Raw genomic sequence first — 13,577 nt, 5'->3', positions numbered from 1 at the left:
TAGCTACTTTGTTCATGGCAACAGTCTCCGATGAGCCCCCGGTGAAAGCTTAGTGGGCGATCACAGGGGGCGGCGGGGGTAGCCATTTCATTAGGTGAGCGGGGTCATTCACCGATTTCGCTGCCTGCCCTCCTTCCCCTAAGCCATCACACACCCTGCGCCATCTGCAACAGGGTGGGTGATGGCTTAATTGTTTTTAAACCGTCCGACCAGAAACTCATTTCAGGGACTTGCGCATCCGGTATTATGGTATACCATCAGACGCACAGACACCCAAACCTCCTACGGAGCAGCTCATGAGTTTCGAAATCCGCAAGATCGTCAGCTACGTCGAAGAAACCTTTATCGAAGGCGGCAAGGCCACCGATACGCCCGTGACCATGGTCGGGCTGGCCGTGGTGATGAAAAACCCTTGGCTGGGTCGCGGCTTTGTCGAAGACCTGAAACCGGAAATCCGCGCCAACTGCTCCGACCTCGGTGCGCTGATGGTCGAGCGTCTGGTGGGCATCATCGGCGGTGCCGAGAAGATCGAGGCGTACGGCAAGGCAGCAGTAGTGGGCGCCGACGGCGAAATCGAACACGCCTCGGCCGTCATCCACACCCTGCGCTTTGGCAACCATTATCGCGAAGCGGTCAAAGCCAAGAGCTACCTGAGCTTTACCAACAAGCGTGGCGGCCCTGGCACGTCGATCCAGATCCCGATGATGCACAAGGACGACGAAGGCCTGCGTTCGCACTACATCACCCTCGAAATGCAGATCGAAGATGCACCGCGCGCCGACGAAATCGTCGTGGTCCTGGGGTGCGCCGATGGCGGCCGCCTGCACCCACGCATCGGCAACCGTTACATCGATCTGGAAGAACTGGCGGCCGAAAAGGCCCAGTAATCCCGATCCGCCTAACTACAACAAAAAGGCATGCAGGAGCGCTCCATGATTCGGCTCACCGCTGAACGCACCCCGGCTGGCACCAGTTATCTGGCGACCGGCCAAGGCCAGCCCGTGGTCTTGATCCACGGCGTGGGCCTGAACAAAGAAATGTGGGGCGGTCAGGTCGTTGGCCTGGCCACAAAATACCGCGTGATTGCCTACGACATGCTCGGCCATGGCGCCAGCCCACGCCCGGACAGTGGCACGCCCCTGCTCGGTTATGCCGATCAGTTGCTGGAATTGCTCGACCACTTGCAACTGCCACAGGCCACCGTGATCGGTTTCTCCATGGGCGGCCTGGTCGCCAGGGCGTTTGCCTTGCATTACCCGCAACGCCTGCAAGGTCTGGTGGTGCTCAACAGCGTATTCAATCGCAGCGCCGAACAGCGTGCCGGCGTCATCGCCCGCACCGCCCAGGCCGCCGAGCACGGCCCGGATGCCAACGCCGAAGCGGCGCTGTCACGTTGGTTCAGCCGCGAATACCAGGCCGCCAACCCGGCGCAGATTGCTGCCCTGCGCCAGACCTTGGCCGGTAATGACCCGCAAGGCTACCTGACCACTTACGAGCTGTTCGCCACTCAGGACATGTACCGCGCCGACGATCTGGGCAACATTCAGGTGCCGACGCTGGTCGCCACCGGTGAGCTCGATCCGGGCTCGACGCCGGAAATGGCCCAGCAATTGGCCGAGCGAATTCCCGGCGCGACAGTCGCCGTGCTCGCCGAGCAGAGGCATATGATGCCCGTAGAATCGCCGCGCCTGGTCAACCAGCTGTTGCTGGAGTTTCTCGACACGGCAAACGCCCGACAAAACCAGATTAAGGGGATCGTTGCATGACACTCGCACGCTTCCAGATGTGCATCGGCGGTGAATGGGTCGATGCCCTCTCCGGCAAGACTTTCGAAAGCCTGAACCCGGCCCTGGCCGAAGCCTGGGCGGAACTGCCCGATGCCGACGAAGCCGACGTCGAGCGCGCCGTGCAGGCGGCGCAGACCGCCTTCGACAGCCCGGCCTGGCGCGGCCTCACGGCCACCGCCCGGGGAAAATTGCTACGGCGCCTGGGCGATTTGATCGCTGAAAACAAAGAACACCTGGCGCAGCTGGAAAGCCGCGACAACGGCAAGCTGATTCGCGAAACCCGCGGCCAGGTCAGCTATCTGCCTGAGTTCTTCCACTACACCGCAGGCCTGGCCGACAAGCTCGAAGGCGGCACCCTGCCCCTCGACAAGCCCGACCTGTTTGCCTACACCGTGCATGAAGCCATGGGCGTGGTGGCGGCGATCATTCCCTGGAACAGCCCGCTGTACCTGACGGCGATCAAACTGGCCCCGGCACTGGCGGCGGGCAACACCATCGTCATCAAGCCGTCGGAGCACGCCTCCGCGACCATTCTCGAGCTGGCACGCCTGGCCCTCGAAGCCGGCATCCCGCCAGGCGTGGTCAACGTCGTCACCGGTTATGGCCCAAGCACCGGTGCTGCCCTCACCCGCCACCCGCTGATCCGCAAGATTGCCTTCACCGGCGGTGCGGCGACGGCGCGGCATGTGGTGCGCAGCAGCGCGGAAAACTTCGCCAAGCTGTCGCTGGAACTCGGCGGCAAATCACCGAACATCATTTTCGCCGACGCCGACCTCGACAGCGCGATCAACGGCGCTATCGCCGGGATCTACGCGGCGTCCGGGCAGAGCTGTGTCTCCGGCTCGCGGTTGCTGGTGCAGGATGAAATCTACGAGGAGTTCGTCGATCGCCTGGTCGAGCGCGCCAAACGCATCCGCATCGGCAACCCGCAGGAAGACAGCAGCGAAATGGGCCCGATGGCTACCGCGCAGCAACTGGCGGTCGTCGAAGGGCTGGTCGCCGATGCCATCGCCGAAGGTGCGCGCCTGCGCCTGGGCGGCAAGCGTCCGCAGAATCTGGGTGATGGCTGGTTCTACGAACCGACCTTGTTCGAATGCGACCGCAACTCGATGAAGATCATGCAGGAAGAAGTCTTCGGCCCGGTGGCCTCGGTCATCCGTTTCAAGGATGAAGCCGAAGCCCTGGCGATCGCCAACGACTCACAATTCGGCCTCGCCGCGGGCATCTGGACCCGCGATCTGGGCCGGGCACATCGCCTGGCGCGGGACGTGCGTTCGGGGATCATCTGGGTCAACACCTACCGCGCCGTATCGGCCATGGCGCCGATCGGCGGCTTCAAGAACAGCGGCTATGGACGCGAGAGCGGCATCGATTCGGTGCTGGCCTACACCGAGCTGAAAACGGTGTGGATCAATCTCTCCCAGGCACCGATGCCTGACCCCTTCGTGATGCGCTAGGAGATTTTCGAAATGATTGAACCCGGCATTTACAAAGACGTCATGAGCTCGTTCCCGTCCGGGGTCACGGTGGTGACCACCCTGGACCCGGACGGCGGCATCGTCGGCATTACCGCCAGCGCTTTCAGTGCGTTGTCGATTGATCCGGCACTGGTGCTGTTCTGCCCCAACTACGCCTCTGACACCTACCCGATCCTGCGGGACAGCAAGCAGTTTGCGATTCATCTGCTGTCCGCCGACCAGACCGCCGAAGCCTATGCGTTCGCCGGCAAAGGCAAAGACAAGGCCAACGGTATCGACTGGCACTTGAGCGAACTGGGCAACCCGTTGCTGCGAAAAGCCACGGCGATCATCGAGTGTGAACTGTGGCGCGAATACGACGGCGGTGACCACGCGATTATCGTCGGCGCGGTGAAAAACCTGATTCTGCCCGAACAACCGGTGACGCCGATGATTTACCACAAAGGCAAGCTGGGCCCCCTGCCCGTCCTGGCCTGATGGCTGTACATAAAACCCTGTAGGAGCCAGGCTTGCCGGCGAAGGCGGAGTGTCAGTTGACCTCCTATTGACTGACCCACCGCCTTCGCCGGCAAGCCTGGCTCCTACAGGTAATCACCCTTTTTTCCAGGAGCCGGCATGAGCCCTTCAGCCTCGCAACTGTTCCGTCAGCAGGCCTATATCAATGGCCAGTGGCTGGAGGCGCCGGACGGCGCCAGTCAGGACATCTTCAATCCGGCCACCGGTGAGTTGATCGGCCGGGTGCCGAACCTCGGCGCCTCCGAAGCCCGCCAGGCTATCGAAGCCGCCAACAACGCCTGGCCGGCGTGGCGCGCATTGACCGCCAAGGAACGCAGCAATGTACTCAAGCGTTGGCACGCGCTGATGCTGGAGCAGGCCGAAGCCCTGGCAGAAATTCTCACCCTCGAACAAGGCAAGCCACTGGCCGAAGCCAAGGGCGAAATCCTCTATGCGGCGAGCTTCATCGAGTGGTTCGCCGAAGAAGCCAAACGCATCTACGGCGACACCATTCCCAGCCATAAAGGCGATGCGCGCATCGTGGTCAGCAAGGAGCCGATCGGCGTCGTCGCGGCCATCACCCCGTGGAATTTCCCGGCGGCGATGATCACCCGCAAGGCCGGCCCGGCACTTGCCGCGGGCTGTCCGTGCATCGTCAAACCAGCGCCGGAAACGCCGTTTTCGGCGCTGGCAATGGCCGCGCTGGCGGAACAGGCCGGGATTCCACCGGGCATTTTCAACGTGATCACCGGCGACGCTGTGGCCATCGGCGCCGAGCTGACCGCCAGCCCGCTGGTGCGCAAACTATCGTTCACCGGCTCCACGGCCATCGGCAAGTTGCTGATGGCCCAGTGCGCACCGACGCTGAAAAAAGTCTCGCTGGAGTTGGGAGGCAATGCGCCGTTTATCGTCTTCGACGATGCCGATCTGGAGCGTGCCGTGGAAGGCGCGTTGATCGCCAAATTCCGCAACGCCGGGCAGACCTGTGTCTGCGTCAATCGCTTCCTGGTGCAGGCGGGGATTCACGATGCGTTCGTCGCGCGCCTGGCAGAACGGGTGGCGCAATTGAAGGTCGGCAGTGGTTTCGAAGCGGGTATCAATCAAGGCCCGTTGATCAACGAACGTGCCGTCGCCAAGGTTGAAGACCATGTGCAGGATGCCCTCGCCCACGGCGCACAACTGCTCTGCGGCGGCGAACGCCATGCCCTCGGCCACGGCTTCTTCCAGCCCACCGTGCTGGCCGGCGTGACGTCTGCGATGAAGGTCGCCCAGGAAGAAACCTTCGGTCCTTTGGCCGCCGTGTTCCGCTTCGACACCGAAGCCGAAGCGGTGCAGATGGCCAACGACACTGAATTCGGTCTCGCCGCTTATTGCTACACCCGCGACCTCGGTCGCGCCTGGCGCATGAGCGAGGCGCTGGAGTACGGCATGGTCGGGATCAACGAAGGCTTGATCTCCACCGAAGTCGCGCCGTTTGGCGGAATCAAATCCTCCGGCCTGGGCCGTGAAGGCTCCAAGTACGGCATCGACGATTACCTGGAACTCAAATACACCCTGATGGGTGGACTCGGAACATGACCGGTAGGAGCCAGGCTTGCCGGCGAAGGCGCCATGAAGAACGCCTTCGCCGGCAAGCCTGGCGCCTACAGCCCCACCGGAGACAATCGAAATGAGCAACGAGAAGTACGAAAAAGGCTTGCAGATCCGCACCCAGGTGCTGGGCGACGCCTACGTGAATCGCTCGATGGAAAACGCCGACGACTTCAGCCGACCGCTGCAGGAGATGGTCACCGAGTACTGCTGGGGCCACGTCTGGGGCCGTGAGGGTTTGTCGCTTAAAGAACGCAGCATGATAAACTTGGCCATGATTTCGGCCCTCAACCGGCCGCACGAACTCAAGTTGCATGTGCGTGGTGCCTTGCGTAACGGACTGAGTCGTGAACAAATACGCGAAATTCTGCTTCAGGTCGGTATTTATTGCGGTGTCCCCGCTGCCGTAGACAGTTTCCGGCTCGCCCGTGAAGCGTTCGCCGAAGCCGATGCCGAGGCCTCCAGTTAACCCTTGGCTGTTTGATCTGACCGGGCACGAAGATTCTTGCGATCCACGTGCTCTTTTTGCATGGACAGCCACATTCAGAGCGGACCCCATGAAACGCCTGCCACTCGACGACAGCTTCAAGGTCAATCGCAACCCCGTTACCCTGCGCGAAATCGTGCTGGATAAACTGCGAAGCGCCATCATGAACTTCCAGCTTCTGCCGGGAGACCGTCTGGTCGAACGCGATCTGTGCGATCGCCTGGGCGTGAGCCGCACGTCGGTCCGTGAAGCCTTGCGTCACCTGGAATCCGAAGGCCTGGTGGAATTCGCCGACGCCAAGGGGCCAAGGGTTGCCATCATTACCCTGGCCGACGCCGTCGATATCTATGAGCTGCGTTGCGTGCTCGAAGGCTTGATCGTGCAGTTGTTCACCCTGCGCGCCAAGGCCAAGGACATCAAGGCCCTGGAAAAAGCCCTCGAGGACAACCGCAAGGCCCTCAAGGATGGCGAGTTGCAACAAGTCATCGACTCGGTCCAGGGGTTTTATGACGTGCTGCTCGAAGGTTCCGGCAACCATGTGGCGGCATTGCAATTGCGCCAGTTGCAGGCGCGAATCAGCTACTTGCGCGCGACGTCGGTGTCCCAGGAAAACCGTCGCGGCGCGAGTAATCAGGAAATGGAGCTGATCGTTGAAGCGATCAAGAGCGGCGATCCCCTCGCCGCCCACCAGGCTTGCGTCAACCACGTGCGCGCCGCTGCGGCCGTCGCCCTGGAATACCTCAAGCGCAAGCAGGAAGAGACCGGGGCGATCCCGCAGATCACCCTGCCCATCGCGCTGAAAGAACCGCGCATAGGTCGCTGAACATGTTCAGCCCGAGCTTTTGTCCGAAGTGCGGCGGCAGTGACCTCAAGTCTCAGCGACCGCCGGGCGATACGCACGAGCGCCTGATGTGCAGTGGCTGTGGTTACATCCATTACATCAACCCGAAGATCATTGCCGGCTGCATCATTGAGCAGGACGGCAAGTATTTGCTGTGTCAGCGCGCGATCCCGCCGCGTCCTGGTACCTGGACGTTGCCGGCGGGCTTCATGGAAGCCGGCGAGACCACCGAGCAGGCGGCGTTGCGTGAAGTGTGGGAAGAGAGTGGCGTGCGTGGGGAAATTCTCTCGCCGTATTCGATTTTCAGCGTGCCGAAGATCAGCGAGGTGTACATCATCTTTCGCGCCATCGCGCTGGAGATTACCGGTCAGTTTGGGCCGGAGACGCTCGACTATAAATTCTTCGCACCTGAGGATATTCCCTGGGAGAGCATTTACTACCCGGCGATTCGGCAGATCCTTGAGCGGTATATCGAGGAGCGGCAGGCTGGGGTGTATGGGATTTACATTGGCAACGACGATACCGGCAAGATTCACTTTATTCGGTGAGTGGTAAAAAGCGCGCGTACACACAATCCCTTGTAGGAGCGAGGCTTGCCCGCGAAGGCGGCCTGACAGCCAACCACTCTCTCGCCGGTCCCCCCATTCAAATGTGGGAGCGAGCCTGCTCGCGATGGACGTTAACGATGACGCGTTTAAGCAGGTTTAACGCGTCGCGTGTGGGTTCATCACGAGCAGGCTCGCTCCTACATTTTGACTGCGTACATCTGCAAGCGATTGGTCGGCTACCAGGCCGCCATCGCAGGCAAACCAGCTCCCACAATTAGACTGGCCCCGACTCAAACCGGCGCCACACCCTCGACAATGATGATCTGCGCCCGAGCCACTCCCTCGCGGTGTCCCTTCGCCTCCTGATACTCCTCCGAGTGGTAGCAGGCCAGCGCCTTCTCGTAGGAATCAAACTCAATCACCACGTTGCGTTGTGGCGTTGGTCCGCCTTCCAGTGCTTCGCTGCGCCCGCCCCGGGCCAATATCCGCCCGCCGTACAAGGCGAACGCCACCGGCGCACGCTGGGTGTATTGGCTGTATTGATCGGGGTCGGTGACATCTACATGAGCAATCCAGTACGCCTTCATAGTGACCTCTCGGTTTATTTTGTATTATGGTATACCACAAAATATTTCCGCCCAACACTGAGAATCCTGACATGGCCTTCAACAGCATCGAAGAAATAATCGACGACTATCGGCAAGGCAAGATGGTGCTTCTGGTCGACGACGAAGATCGGGAAAACGAAGGCGACCTGTTGCTCGCCGCCGACTGCTGCACGGCCGAGGCCATCAGCTTCATGGCCCGGGAGGCCCGTGGCCTGATCTGCCTGACCTTGACCGACGATCACTGCCAACGCCTCGGCCTGGAACAAATGGTACCGAGCAACGGCAGCGTGTTAAGCACCGCGTTTACCGTGTCCATCGAGGCCGCCGTCGGCGTGACCACCGGCATCTCCGCCGCCGACCGGGCTCGTACGGTTGCAGCCGCCGTTGCCGTCGATGCCGGGCCCGCCGACCTCGTGCAACCTGGCCACATCTTCCCCCTGCGCGCCAAGGAAGGCGGCGTGCTGACCCGCGCCGGTCACACCGAAGCCGGCTGCGACCTGGCGCGCCTGGCCGGCTTCACCCCGGCGTCGGTGATCGTCGAAGTGATGAACGATGACGGCACCATGGCCCGCCGCCCGGACCTGGAAGTGTTCGCGCGCAAGCACGGGATCAAGATCGGCACCATCGCCGACCTGATCCACTACCGCCTCAGCACTGAACACACCGTGGTGCGTATTGGTGAACGCGAATTGCCGACCGTGCATAGCACCTTTCGTCTGATCACCTTTGAGGATCGCATCGAAGGCGGTGTCCACATGGCAATGGTCATGGGTGACTTGCGCCGCGAGGAAGCGACGCTGGTGCGCGTGCATGTGATCGATCCGCTGCGCGATCTGGTGGGTGCCGAATACAGCGGCCCAACCAACTGGACATTGTGGGCGGCATTGCAGCGCGTGGCCCAGGAAGGTCGCGGCGTGGTGGTGGTGCTGGCCAATCACGAATCTTCGCAGGCGTTGCTGGAACGCGTGCCGCAACTGACTCAAGCGCCACGTCAATTCAGCCGCTCGCAGTCGCGGATTTATTCGGAAGTCGGCACCGGCGCGCAGATCCTGCAAAACCTTGGCGTTGGCAAACTGCGGCACCTGGGCCCGCCACTGAAATATGCCGGGCTGACCGGGTATGACCTTGAGGTGGTGGAGAGCATTCCCTTCACCGAATGATCCCTGGGTGAAAACTTCTTCCTGTGGGAGCGAGCCTGCTCGCGATGGCGGCATTCCTGCCAGCATGGATGTCGACTGACACGCCCTCATCGCGAGCAGGCTCGCTCCCACATGGGATCGGGATCAAACCCTCGGATTCTCGTTTTCGCCGGATAGCCGGTACGGCAAAATGCTTGCACAAAGTTTGGAATACCATAATATGATATTCCATAGACCGGACAGTCAGAATGACTCGAAGGACCTGTTGCTCCCGATAGGCGGGCACTGAAAGCCCCGCTCATAAACACAACAATGAGGGCGTGAAAATGGTGTTGAACAAACGTGCAACCGCAGTACTGTTCGCAGGCTTACTGGCCACGGCCAGTCACGTGGCAATGGCGGCTGAAAGCGTCAACTTCGTCAGTTGGGGCGGCAGCACCCAGGATGCACAGAAGCAGGCCTGGGCCGACCCGTTCAGCAAGGCCAGCGGCATCACCGTGGTCCAGGATGGCCCTACCGACTACGGCAAACTCAAAGCCATGGTCGAAAGCGGCAACGTGCAGTGGGACGTGGTCGACGTCGAAGCTGACTTCGCCTTGCGCGCCGCCTCCGAAGGTCTGCTCGAACCCCTCGATTTCAAAGTGATCCAGCGCGACAAGATCGACCCACGCTTTGTCTCCGATCACGGTGTCGGTTCGTTCTTCTTCTCCTTCGTCCTCGGCTACAACGAAGGCAAGCTCGGCGCCAGCAAGCCTCAGGACTGGTCCGCGCTGTTCGACACCAAAACCTTCCCCGGCAAACGCGCCCTCTACAAATGGCCGAGCCCAGGCGTACTCGAACTGGCGCTGCTGGCGGACGGCGTAGCGGCAGACAAGCTCTATCCGCTGGACCTGGATCGGGCCTTCAAAAAACTCGACACCATCAAGAAAGACATCGTCTGGTGGGGCGGCGGCGCGCAGTCGCAACAGTTGCTGGCCTCGGGTGAAGCGAGCATGGGTCAGTTCTGGAACGGCCGGATTCACGCCTTGCAAGAAGACGGCGCACCGGTGGGTGTGAGCTGGAAACAGAACCTGGTGATGGCCGACATCCTGGTCATTCCAAAAGGCTCGAAAAACAAGGACGCGGCGATGAAGTTCCTGGCCAACGCCAGCAGCGCCAAAGGACAGGCCGACTTCTCCAACCTGACGGCCTATGCGCCGGTCAACGTCGACAGCGTGGCGCGCCTTGATTCGGTGCTGGCCCCTAACCTGCCGACTGCCTACGCTAAGGATCAGATCACTCTTGATTTCGCGTACTGGGCCAAGAACGGTCCGGCCATCGCGACACGGTGGAACGAATGGCTGGTCAAATGAAAATGACGGTAAGCACTCCGCCCAGTAGCGCCGCTGGCGTTGCCGGAGCGGTTCCCGCCAAGGCGGCCGTGATGACGCAAACCCCTTCCATGACACAGCGCTGGCGTGGCGCGAGTAACCTGCTGCCCGCCTTGCTGTTCCTCGGCCTGTTCTTTCTCGCGCCGTTGATCGGGCTGTTGCTGCGCGGTGTGCTGGAACCGGTGCCGGGGCTGGGCAACTACGAGCAGCTGTTCGCCAACTCGGCGTATGCCCGCGTGTTGTTGAACACCTTTTCGGTGGCCGGGTTGGTGACACTGTTCAGCTTGCTGCTGGGCTTTCCACTGGCCTGGGCGATTACCCTGGTGCCAAAAGGCTGGGGGCGCTGGATCCTCAACATCGTGCTGCTGTCGATGTGGACCAGCCTCCTCGCCCGCACCTATTCCTGGTTGGTATTGCTGCAAGCCTCCGGGGTGATCAACAAGGCCTTGATGGCGATGGGCATCATCGATCAGCCGCTGGAGATGGTGCATAACCTGACCGGCGTGGTGATCGGCATGAGCTACATCATGATCCCGTTCATCGTGCTGCCGTTGCAGGCGACCATGCAGGCCATCGACCCGATGATCCTGCAGGCCGGTTCGATCTGCGGCGCGAGTCCCTGGACCAACTTCTTCCGGGTGTTCCTGCCGTTGTGCCGGCCGGGGTTGTTCTCCGGTGGCCTGATGGTGTTCGTGATGTCGCTCGGGTACTACGTCACGCCAGCATTGCTGGGCGGTGCGCAGAACATGATGCTGCCCGAGTTCATCATTCAGCAGGTGCAATCGTTCCTCAACTGGGGCCTGGCCAGCGCCGGCGCCGCGTTGCTGATCGTGATCACGCTGGTGTTGTTCTACTTCTACCTGAAGCTTCAGCCGGAATCCCCGGTTGGCGCCAGCAACGCGAGGTAAGCCGTCATGCTCCTGACTCCCAATGCGATGAGCCGACGCCTGCGTTTCGGCTTGTACTTCACGACCGGGCTGATCGCGCTGTTCCTGCTGTTGCCGATCGTGTTCATCGTGCTGCTGTCCTTCGGCTCCTCCCAGTGGCTGGTGTTCCCGCCACCGGGCTGGACGCTGAAATGGTACGGCCAGTTTTTCTCCAACGCCGACTGGATGAACGCAGCCGTGGCCAGCCTCAAGGTTGCGGTGTTGACTACGTTCTTCGCCGTGGCGCTGGGTTTGCCCACCGCGTTTGCACTGGTGCGCGGACGGTTCCCGGGCCGGGAAATGCTCTACGGCCTGTTCACTCTGCCGATGATCGTGCCGCTGGTGATCATTGCGGTGGCGGTCTATGCGCTGTTTCTCAAACTGGGCTACACCGGGACCATGTTTGCGTTCGTGGTCAGCCACGTGATCGTGGCGCTGCCGTTCACCATCATCTCGATCATCAACTCGCTGAAGCTGTTCGATCAGTCGATCGAGGATGCCGCGGTGATCTGTGGCGCGTCGCGTCTGCAAGCGGTGTTCAAGGTGACCTTCCCGGCGATTCGTCCGGGCATGGTGGCCGGCGCCCTGTTTGCCTTCCTGGTGTCCTGGGATGAAGTGGTGCTGAGCGTGATGATGGCCAGCCCGACCCTGCAAACCCTTCCCGTGAAAATGTGGACCACCCTGCGCCAGGACCTGACGCCTGTGATCGCCGTCGCCTCGACGCTGCTGATCGGCCTCTCGGTATTGGTCATGGTGATCGCCGCCGCCCTTCGCCGGCGCAATGAAATCAGCGCCTGAGCGCCCAGGAGTACGACATGAGTGCAGTGATCAAAGATTCCGCGCAGCAGAATGACCAACCCCTGGTAAGCCTGCGCAACCTGAACAAGCACTACGGTGACTTTGCCGCCGTGGACAACATTTCGCTGGACATCAAGGACGGTGAATTCCTCACCTTCCTCGGCTCCAGTGGCTCGGGCAAAAGTACGACGTTGTCGATGCTCGCCGGTTTTGAAACACCGAGCAGCGGCGAGATCCTGGTCAATGACCAGTCACTGGTCAACGTGCCGCCGCACAAGCGCGACATTGGCATGGTGTTCCAGCGTTATTCGCTGTTCCCGCACCTGTCGGTGCGCGACAACATCGCGTTCCCCTTGGCCATCCGCAAACTGGCCAGCGCCGAACGCGAGCGCCGGGTCGATGCGATGCTCAAGCTGGTGCAGCTGGAACAGTTCGCCCATCGCCGCCCTTCGCAACTGTCCGGTGGTCAGCAGCAGCGTGTCGCCATTGCCCGGGCGCTGGTGTATGAGCCACGCATTTTGCTGATGGATGAACCGCTGGGTGCGCTCGATAAAAAACTGCGTGAAGACTTGCAGGACGAACTGCGCCAGTTGCATCGGCGCCTGGGGATCACGATTGTCTACGTGACTCACGATCAGGAAGAAGCCATGCGGTTGTCGCAACGCATTGCGATTTTCAGTCATGGCAAGATCGTGGGTTTGGGCAGCGGTTTTGACCTGTACCAGAATCCGCCGAACGCGTTTGTGGCTTCGTTCCTGGGTAACTCCAACTTCCTCAAGCTCAAGGCGCAGGGGAATGCGGTGGCTTTGTTTGAGGGGCAATCGCTGTCGATTCGACTGACGGCCGGGTTACAGATCGATCAGGATGTGCTGCTGATGGTGCGTCCGGAAAAGGCCCAGGCATTGAGTGTCAAGCAAGCGATCCAGGAACCGCAGGCAGCGGGTTGGAATGAGGTTTCGGCCACGGTTGTCGAGGTGCTGTTTCTGGGCGAAAGCCAGACCTGCAGTGTGGTGACCTCGGGGGGGACATCGATGACAGTCAAGGCGCTGTCTGCTGCGGGGATGCCACTCAAGGCGGGTGATCCGGTGCAGGTGCGCTGGGCGACGGCTGATGCTTGTGTGTATACGCAATGGGCGGAAAGTGATTTGAACAAGGCTGCCGGGGCGCATTGATCGCCGGGTGGGCCTGCTTTTTACCGTGTCACCCTGTGGTCGCCGCAACGTCGGGTTGCGGCGGCCTTTTTTATTGGTGGATTGTGGCGGATATTGGTTTCGCTCTTACAGCATCCCCTGTAGGAGCGAGCTTGCTCGCGATGGAACCACAGGCACCGCGTTTATCCTGTTAAAACGCGCCATCATTGACGTTCTTCGCGAGCAAGCTCGCTCCTACAGGGGAACTCGTACCCCCAATCAGGCCGGCCTGCAGGCCGCCGTGCTTTTGATTTTGATGCACCGCCCCATCGTGAGGCCGAGTGGAGGTTCTGCGCAGTGGGCAACCCGGCAGGGATGCC

Annotated in this window: 14 protein-coding genes; 13 read left to right on the top strand and 1 reads right to left on the bottom strand. The window is 61.1% G+C overall.

Annotation, left to right across the window (positions count from 1 at the left end; all coding sequences use genetic code 11):
* The first annotated feature begins 296 nt into the window (after positions 1–296).
* The 8 genes from ACIPL2_RS34545 to ACIPL2_RS34510 all read left to right on the top strand — a co-directional run bounded on the left by ACIPL2_RS34545 (position 297) and on the right by ACIPL2_RS34510 (position 7,226).
* On the top strand, positions 297–887 hold the full coding sequence (locus ACIPL2_RS34545) for an amino acid synthesis family protein (protein WP_201112043.1): 591 nt from the start codon (positions 297–299) through the stop codon (positions 885–887).
* Between the two features lie 45 nt (positions 888–932).
* Complete coding sequence (locus tag ACIPL2_RS34540) at positions 933–1,766, top strand: alpha/beta fold hydrolase (protein ID WP_401365173.1); 834 nt, start codon at positions 933–935, stop codon at positions 1,764–1,766.
* The gene (locus ACIPL2_RS34535) at positions 1,763–3,244 is read left to right on the top strand and encodes an aldehyde dehydrogenase (protein WP_401365170.1); all 1,482 of its coding nucleotides are present in this window, start codon (positions 1,763–1,765) and stop codon (positions 3,242–3,244) included. The genes ACIPL2_RS34540 and ACIPL2_RS34535 overlap by 4 nt, the downstream gene beginning before the upstream one ends.
* A gap of 12 nt (positions 3,245–3,256) precedes the next feature.
* Positions 3,257–3,742, top strand: a complete 486-nt coding sequence (locus ACIPL2_RS34530) for a flavin reductase family protein (protein WP_401365167.1) — start codon at positions 3,257–3,259, stop codon at positions 3,740–3,742.
* Between the two features lie 138 nt (positions 3,743–3,880).
* Positions 3,881–5,338 (top strand): NAD-dependent succinate-semialdehyde dehydrogenase, encoded by a 1,458-nt coding sequence (locus ACIPL2_RS34525; protein WP_401365165.1) that lies wholly within the window; start codon positions 3,881–3,883, stop codon positions 5,336–5,338.
* Positions 5,339–5,429: 91 nt separating this feature from the next.
* Complete coding sequence (pcaC, locus tag ACIPL2_RS34520; protein WP_401365162.1) at positions 5,430–5,819, top strand: 4-carboxymuconolactone decarboxylase; 390 nt, start codon at positions 5,430–5,432, stop codon at positions 5,817–5,819.
* Positions 5,820–5,907: 88 nt separating this feature from the next.
* Complete coding sequence (locus ACIPL2_RS34515; protein ID WP_059404763.1) at positions 5,908–6,660, top strand: GntR family transcriptional regulator; 753 nt, start codon at positions 5,908–5,910, stop codon at positions 6,658–6,660.
* 2 nt (positions 6,661–6,662) lie between these two features.
* A complete protein-coding gene (locus ACIPL2_RS34510; protein WP_401365158.1) occupies positions 6,663–7,226 on the top strand; it encodes an NUDIX hydrolase in 564 nt (187 codons plus the stop codon).
* A gap of 290 nt (positions 7,227–7,516) precedes the next feature.
* Here the strand turns inward: ACIPL2_RS34510 and ACIPL2_RS34505 are convergent, their stop codons facing one another.
* The gene (locus ACIPL2_RS34505; RefSeq protein ID WP_401365156.1) at positions 7,517–7,813 is read right to left on the bottom strand and encodes a DUF1330 domain-containing protein; all 297 of its coding nucleotides are present in this window, start codon (positions 7,811–7,813) and stop codon (positions 7,517–7,519) included.
* Between the two features lie 71 nt (positions 7,814–7,884).
* On the opposite strand from ACIPL2_RS34505, the gene ribBA reads away from it, so the two are divergent.
* The 5 genes from ribBA (at position 7,885) to ACIPL2_RS34480 (ending at position 13,239) form a co-directional block, all read left to right on the top strand.
* The gene (ribBA, locus tag ACIPL2_RS34500; RefSeq protein WP_401365153.1) at positions 7,885–8,994 is read left to right on the top strand and encodes a bifunctional 3,4-dihydroxy-2-butanone-4-phosphate synthase/GTP cyclohydrolase II; all 1,110 of its coding nucleotides are present in this window, start codon (positions 7,885–7,887) and stop codon (positions 8,992–8,994) included.
* A 305-nt stretch (positions 8,995–9,299) separates the two neighbouring features.
* Positions 9,300–10,325, top strand: coding sequence for an ABC transporter substrate-binding protein (locus tag ACIPL2_RS34495; RefSeq protein ID WP_401365150.1), 1,026 nt, complete (start codon positions 9,300–9,302; stop codon positions 10,323–10,325).
* The gene (locus ACIPL2_RS34490) at positions 10,310–11,251 is read left to right on the top strand and encodes an ABC transporter permease (RefSeq protein WP_401365146.1); all 942 of its coding nucleotides are present in this window, start codon (positions 10,310–10,312) and stop codon (positions 11,249–11,251) included. Before ACIPL2_RS34495 ends, ACIPL2_RS34490 begins: the two co-directional genes overlap by 16 nt.
* Before the next feature lie 6 nt (positions 11,252–11,257).
* On the top strand, positions 11,258–12,067 hold the full coding sequence (locus ACIPL2_RS34485; RefSeq protein WP_401365143.1) for an ABC transporter permease: 810 nt from the start codon (positions 11,258–11,260) through the stop codon (positions 12,065–12,067).
* A gap of 17 nt (positions 12,068–12,084) precedes the next feature.
* Positions 12,085–13,239: an ABC transporter ATP-binding protein gene (locus tag ACIPL2_RS34480; RefSeq protein WP_401365140.1), complete on the top strand. Its 1,155-nt coding sequence runs from the start codon at positions 12,085–12,087 to the stop codon at positions 13,237–13,239.
* Positions 13,240–13,577: the final 338 nt, after the last annotated feature.

Origin of the sequence: Pseudomonas sp. NPDC086251, assembly GCF_044746405.1 — a bacterium.
In the GTDB taxonomy this organism is placed as follows: domain Bacteria; phylum Pseudomonadota; class Gammaproteobacteria; order Pseudomonadales; family Pseudomonadaceae; genus Aquipseudomonas.
The sequence above is the reverse complement of the archived record's forward strand: the minus strand, read 5'-3'. Positions and strand labels throughout refer to the sequence as shown.

Bases quoted from the DNA above. Each gene is read 5' to 3' on its own strand.
- ACIPL2_RS34545 (WP_201112043.1), top strand. From the start codon at position 297: ATGAGTTTCGAAATCCGCAAGATCGTCAGCTACGTCGAAGAAACCTTT.
- ACIPL2_RS34540 (WP_401365173.1), top strand. From the start codon at position 933: ATGATTCGGCTCACCGCTGAACGCACCCCGGCTGGCACCAGTTATCTG.
- ACIPL2_RS34535 (WP_401365170.1), top strand. From the start codon at position 1,763: ATGACACTCGCACGCTTCCAGATGTGCATCGGCGGTGAATGGGTCGAT.
- ACIPL2_RS34530 (WP_401365167.1), top strand. From the start codon at position 3,257: ATGATTGAACCCGGCATTTACAAAGACGTCATGAGCTCGTTCCCGTCC.
- ACIPL2_RS34525 (WP_401365165.1), top strand. From the start codon at position 3,881: ATGAGCCCTTCAGCCTCGCAACTGTTCCGTCAGCAGGCCTATATCAAT.
- pcaC (WP_401365162.1), top strand. From the start codon at position 5,430: ATGAGCAACGAGAAGTACGAAAAAGGCTTGCAGATCCGCACCCAGGTG.
- ACIPL2_RS34515 (WP_059404763.1), top strand. From the start codon at position 5,908: ATGAAACGCCTGCCACTCGACGACAGCTTCAAGGTCAATCGCAACCCC.
- ACIPL2_RS34510 (WP_401365158.1), top strand. From the start codon at position 6,663: ATGTTCAGCCCGAGCTTTTGTCCGAAGTGCGGCGGCAGTGACCTCAAG.
- ACIPL2_RS34505 (WP_401365156.1), bottom strand. From the start codon at position 7,813: ATGAAGGCGTACTGGATTGCTCATGTAGATGTCACCGACCCCGATCAA.
- ribBA (WP_401365153.1), top strand. From the start codon at position 7,885: ATGGCCTTCAACAGCATCGAAGAAATAATCGACGACTATCGGCAAGGC.
- ACIPL2_RS34495 (WP_401365150.1), top strand. From the start codon at position 9,300: ATGGTGTTGAACAAACGTGCAACCGCAGTACTGTTCGCAGGCTTACTG.
- ACIPL2_RS34490 (WP_401365146.1), top strand. From the start codon at position 10,310: ATGGCTGGTCAAATGAAAATGACGGTAAGCACTCCGCCCAGTAGCGCC.
- ACIPL2_RS34485 (WP_401365143.1), top strand. From the start codon at position 11,258: ATGCTCCTGACTCCCAATGCGATGAGCCGACGCCTGCGTTTCGGCTTG.
- ACIPL2_RS34480 (WP_401365140.1), top strand. From the start codon at position 12,085: ATGAGTGCAGTGATCAAAGATTCCGCGCAGCAGAATGACCAACCCCTG.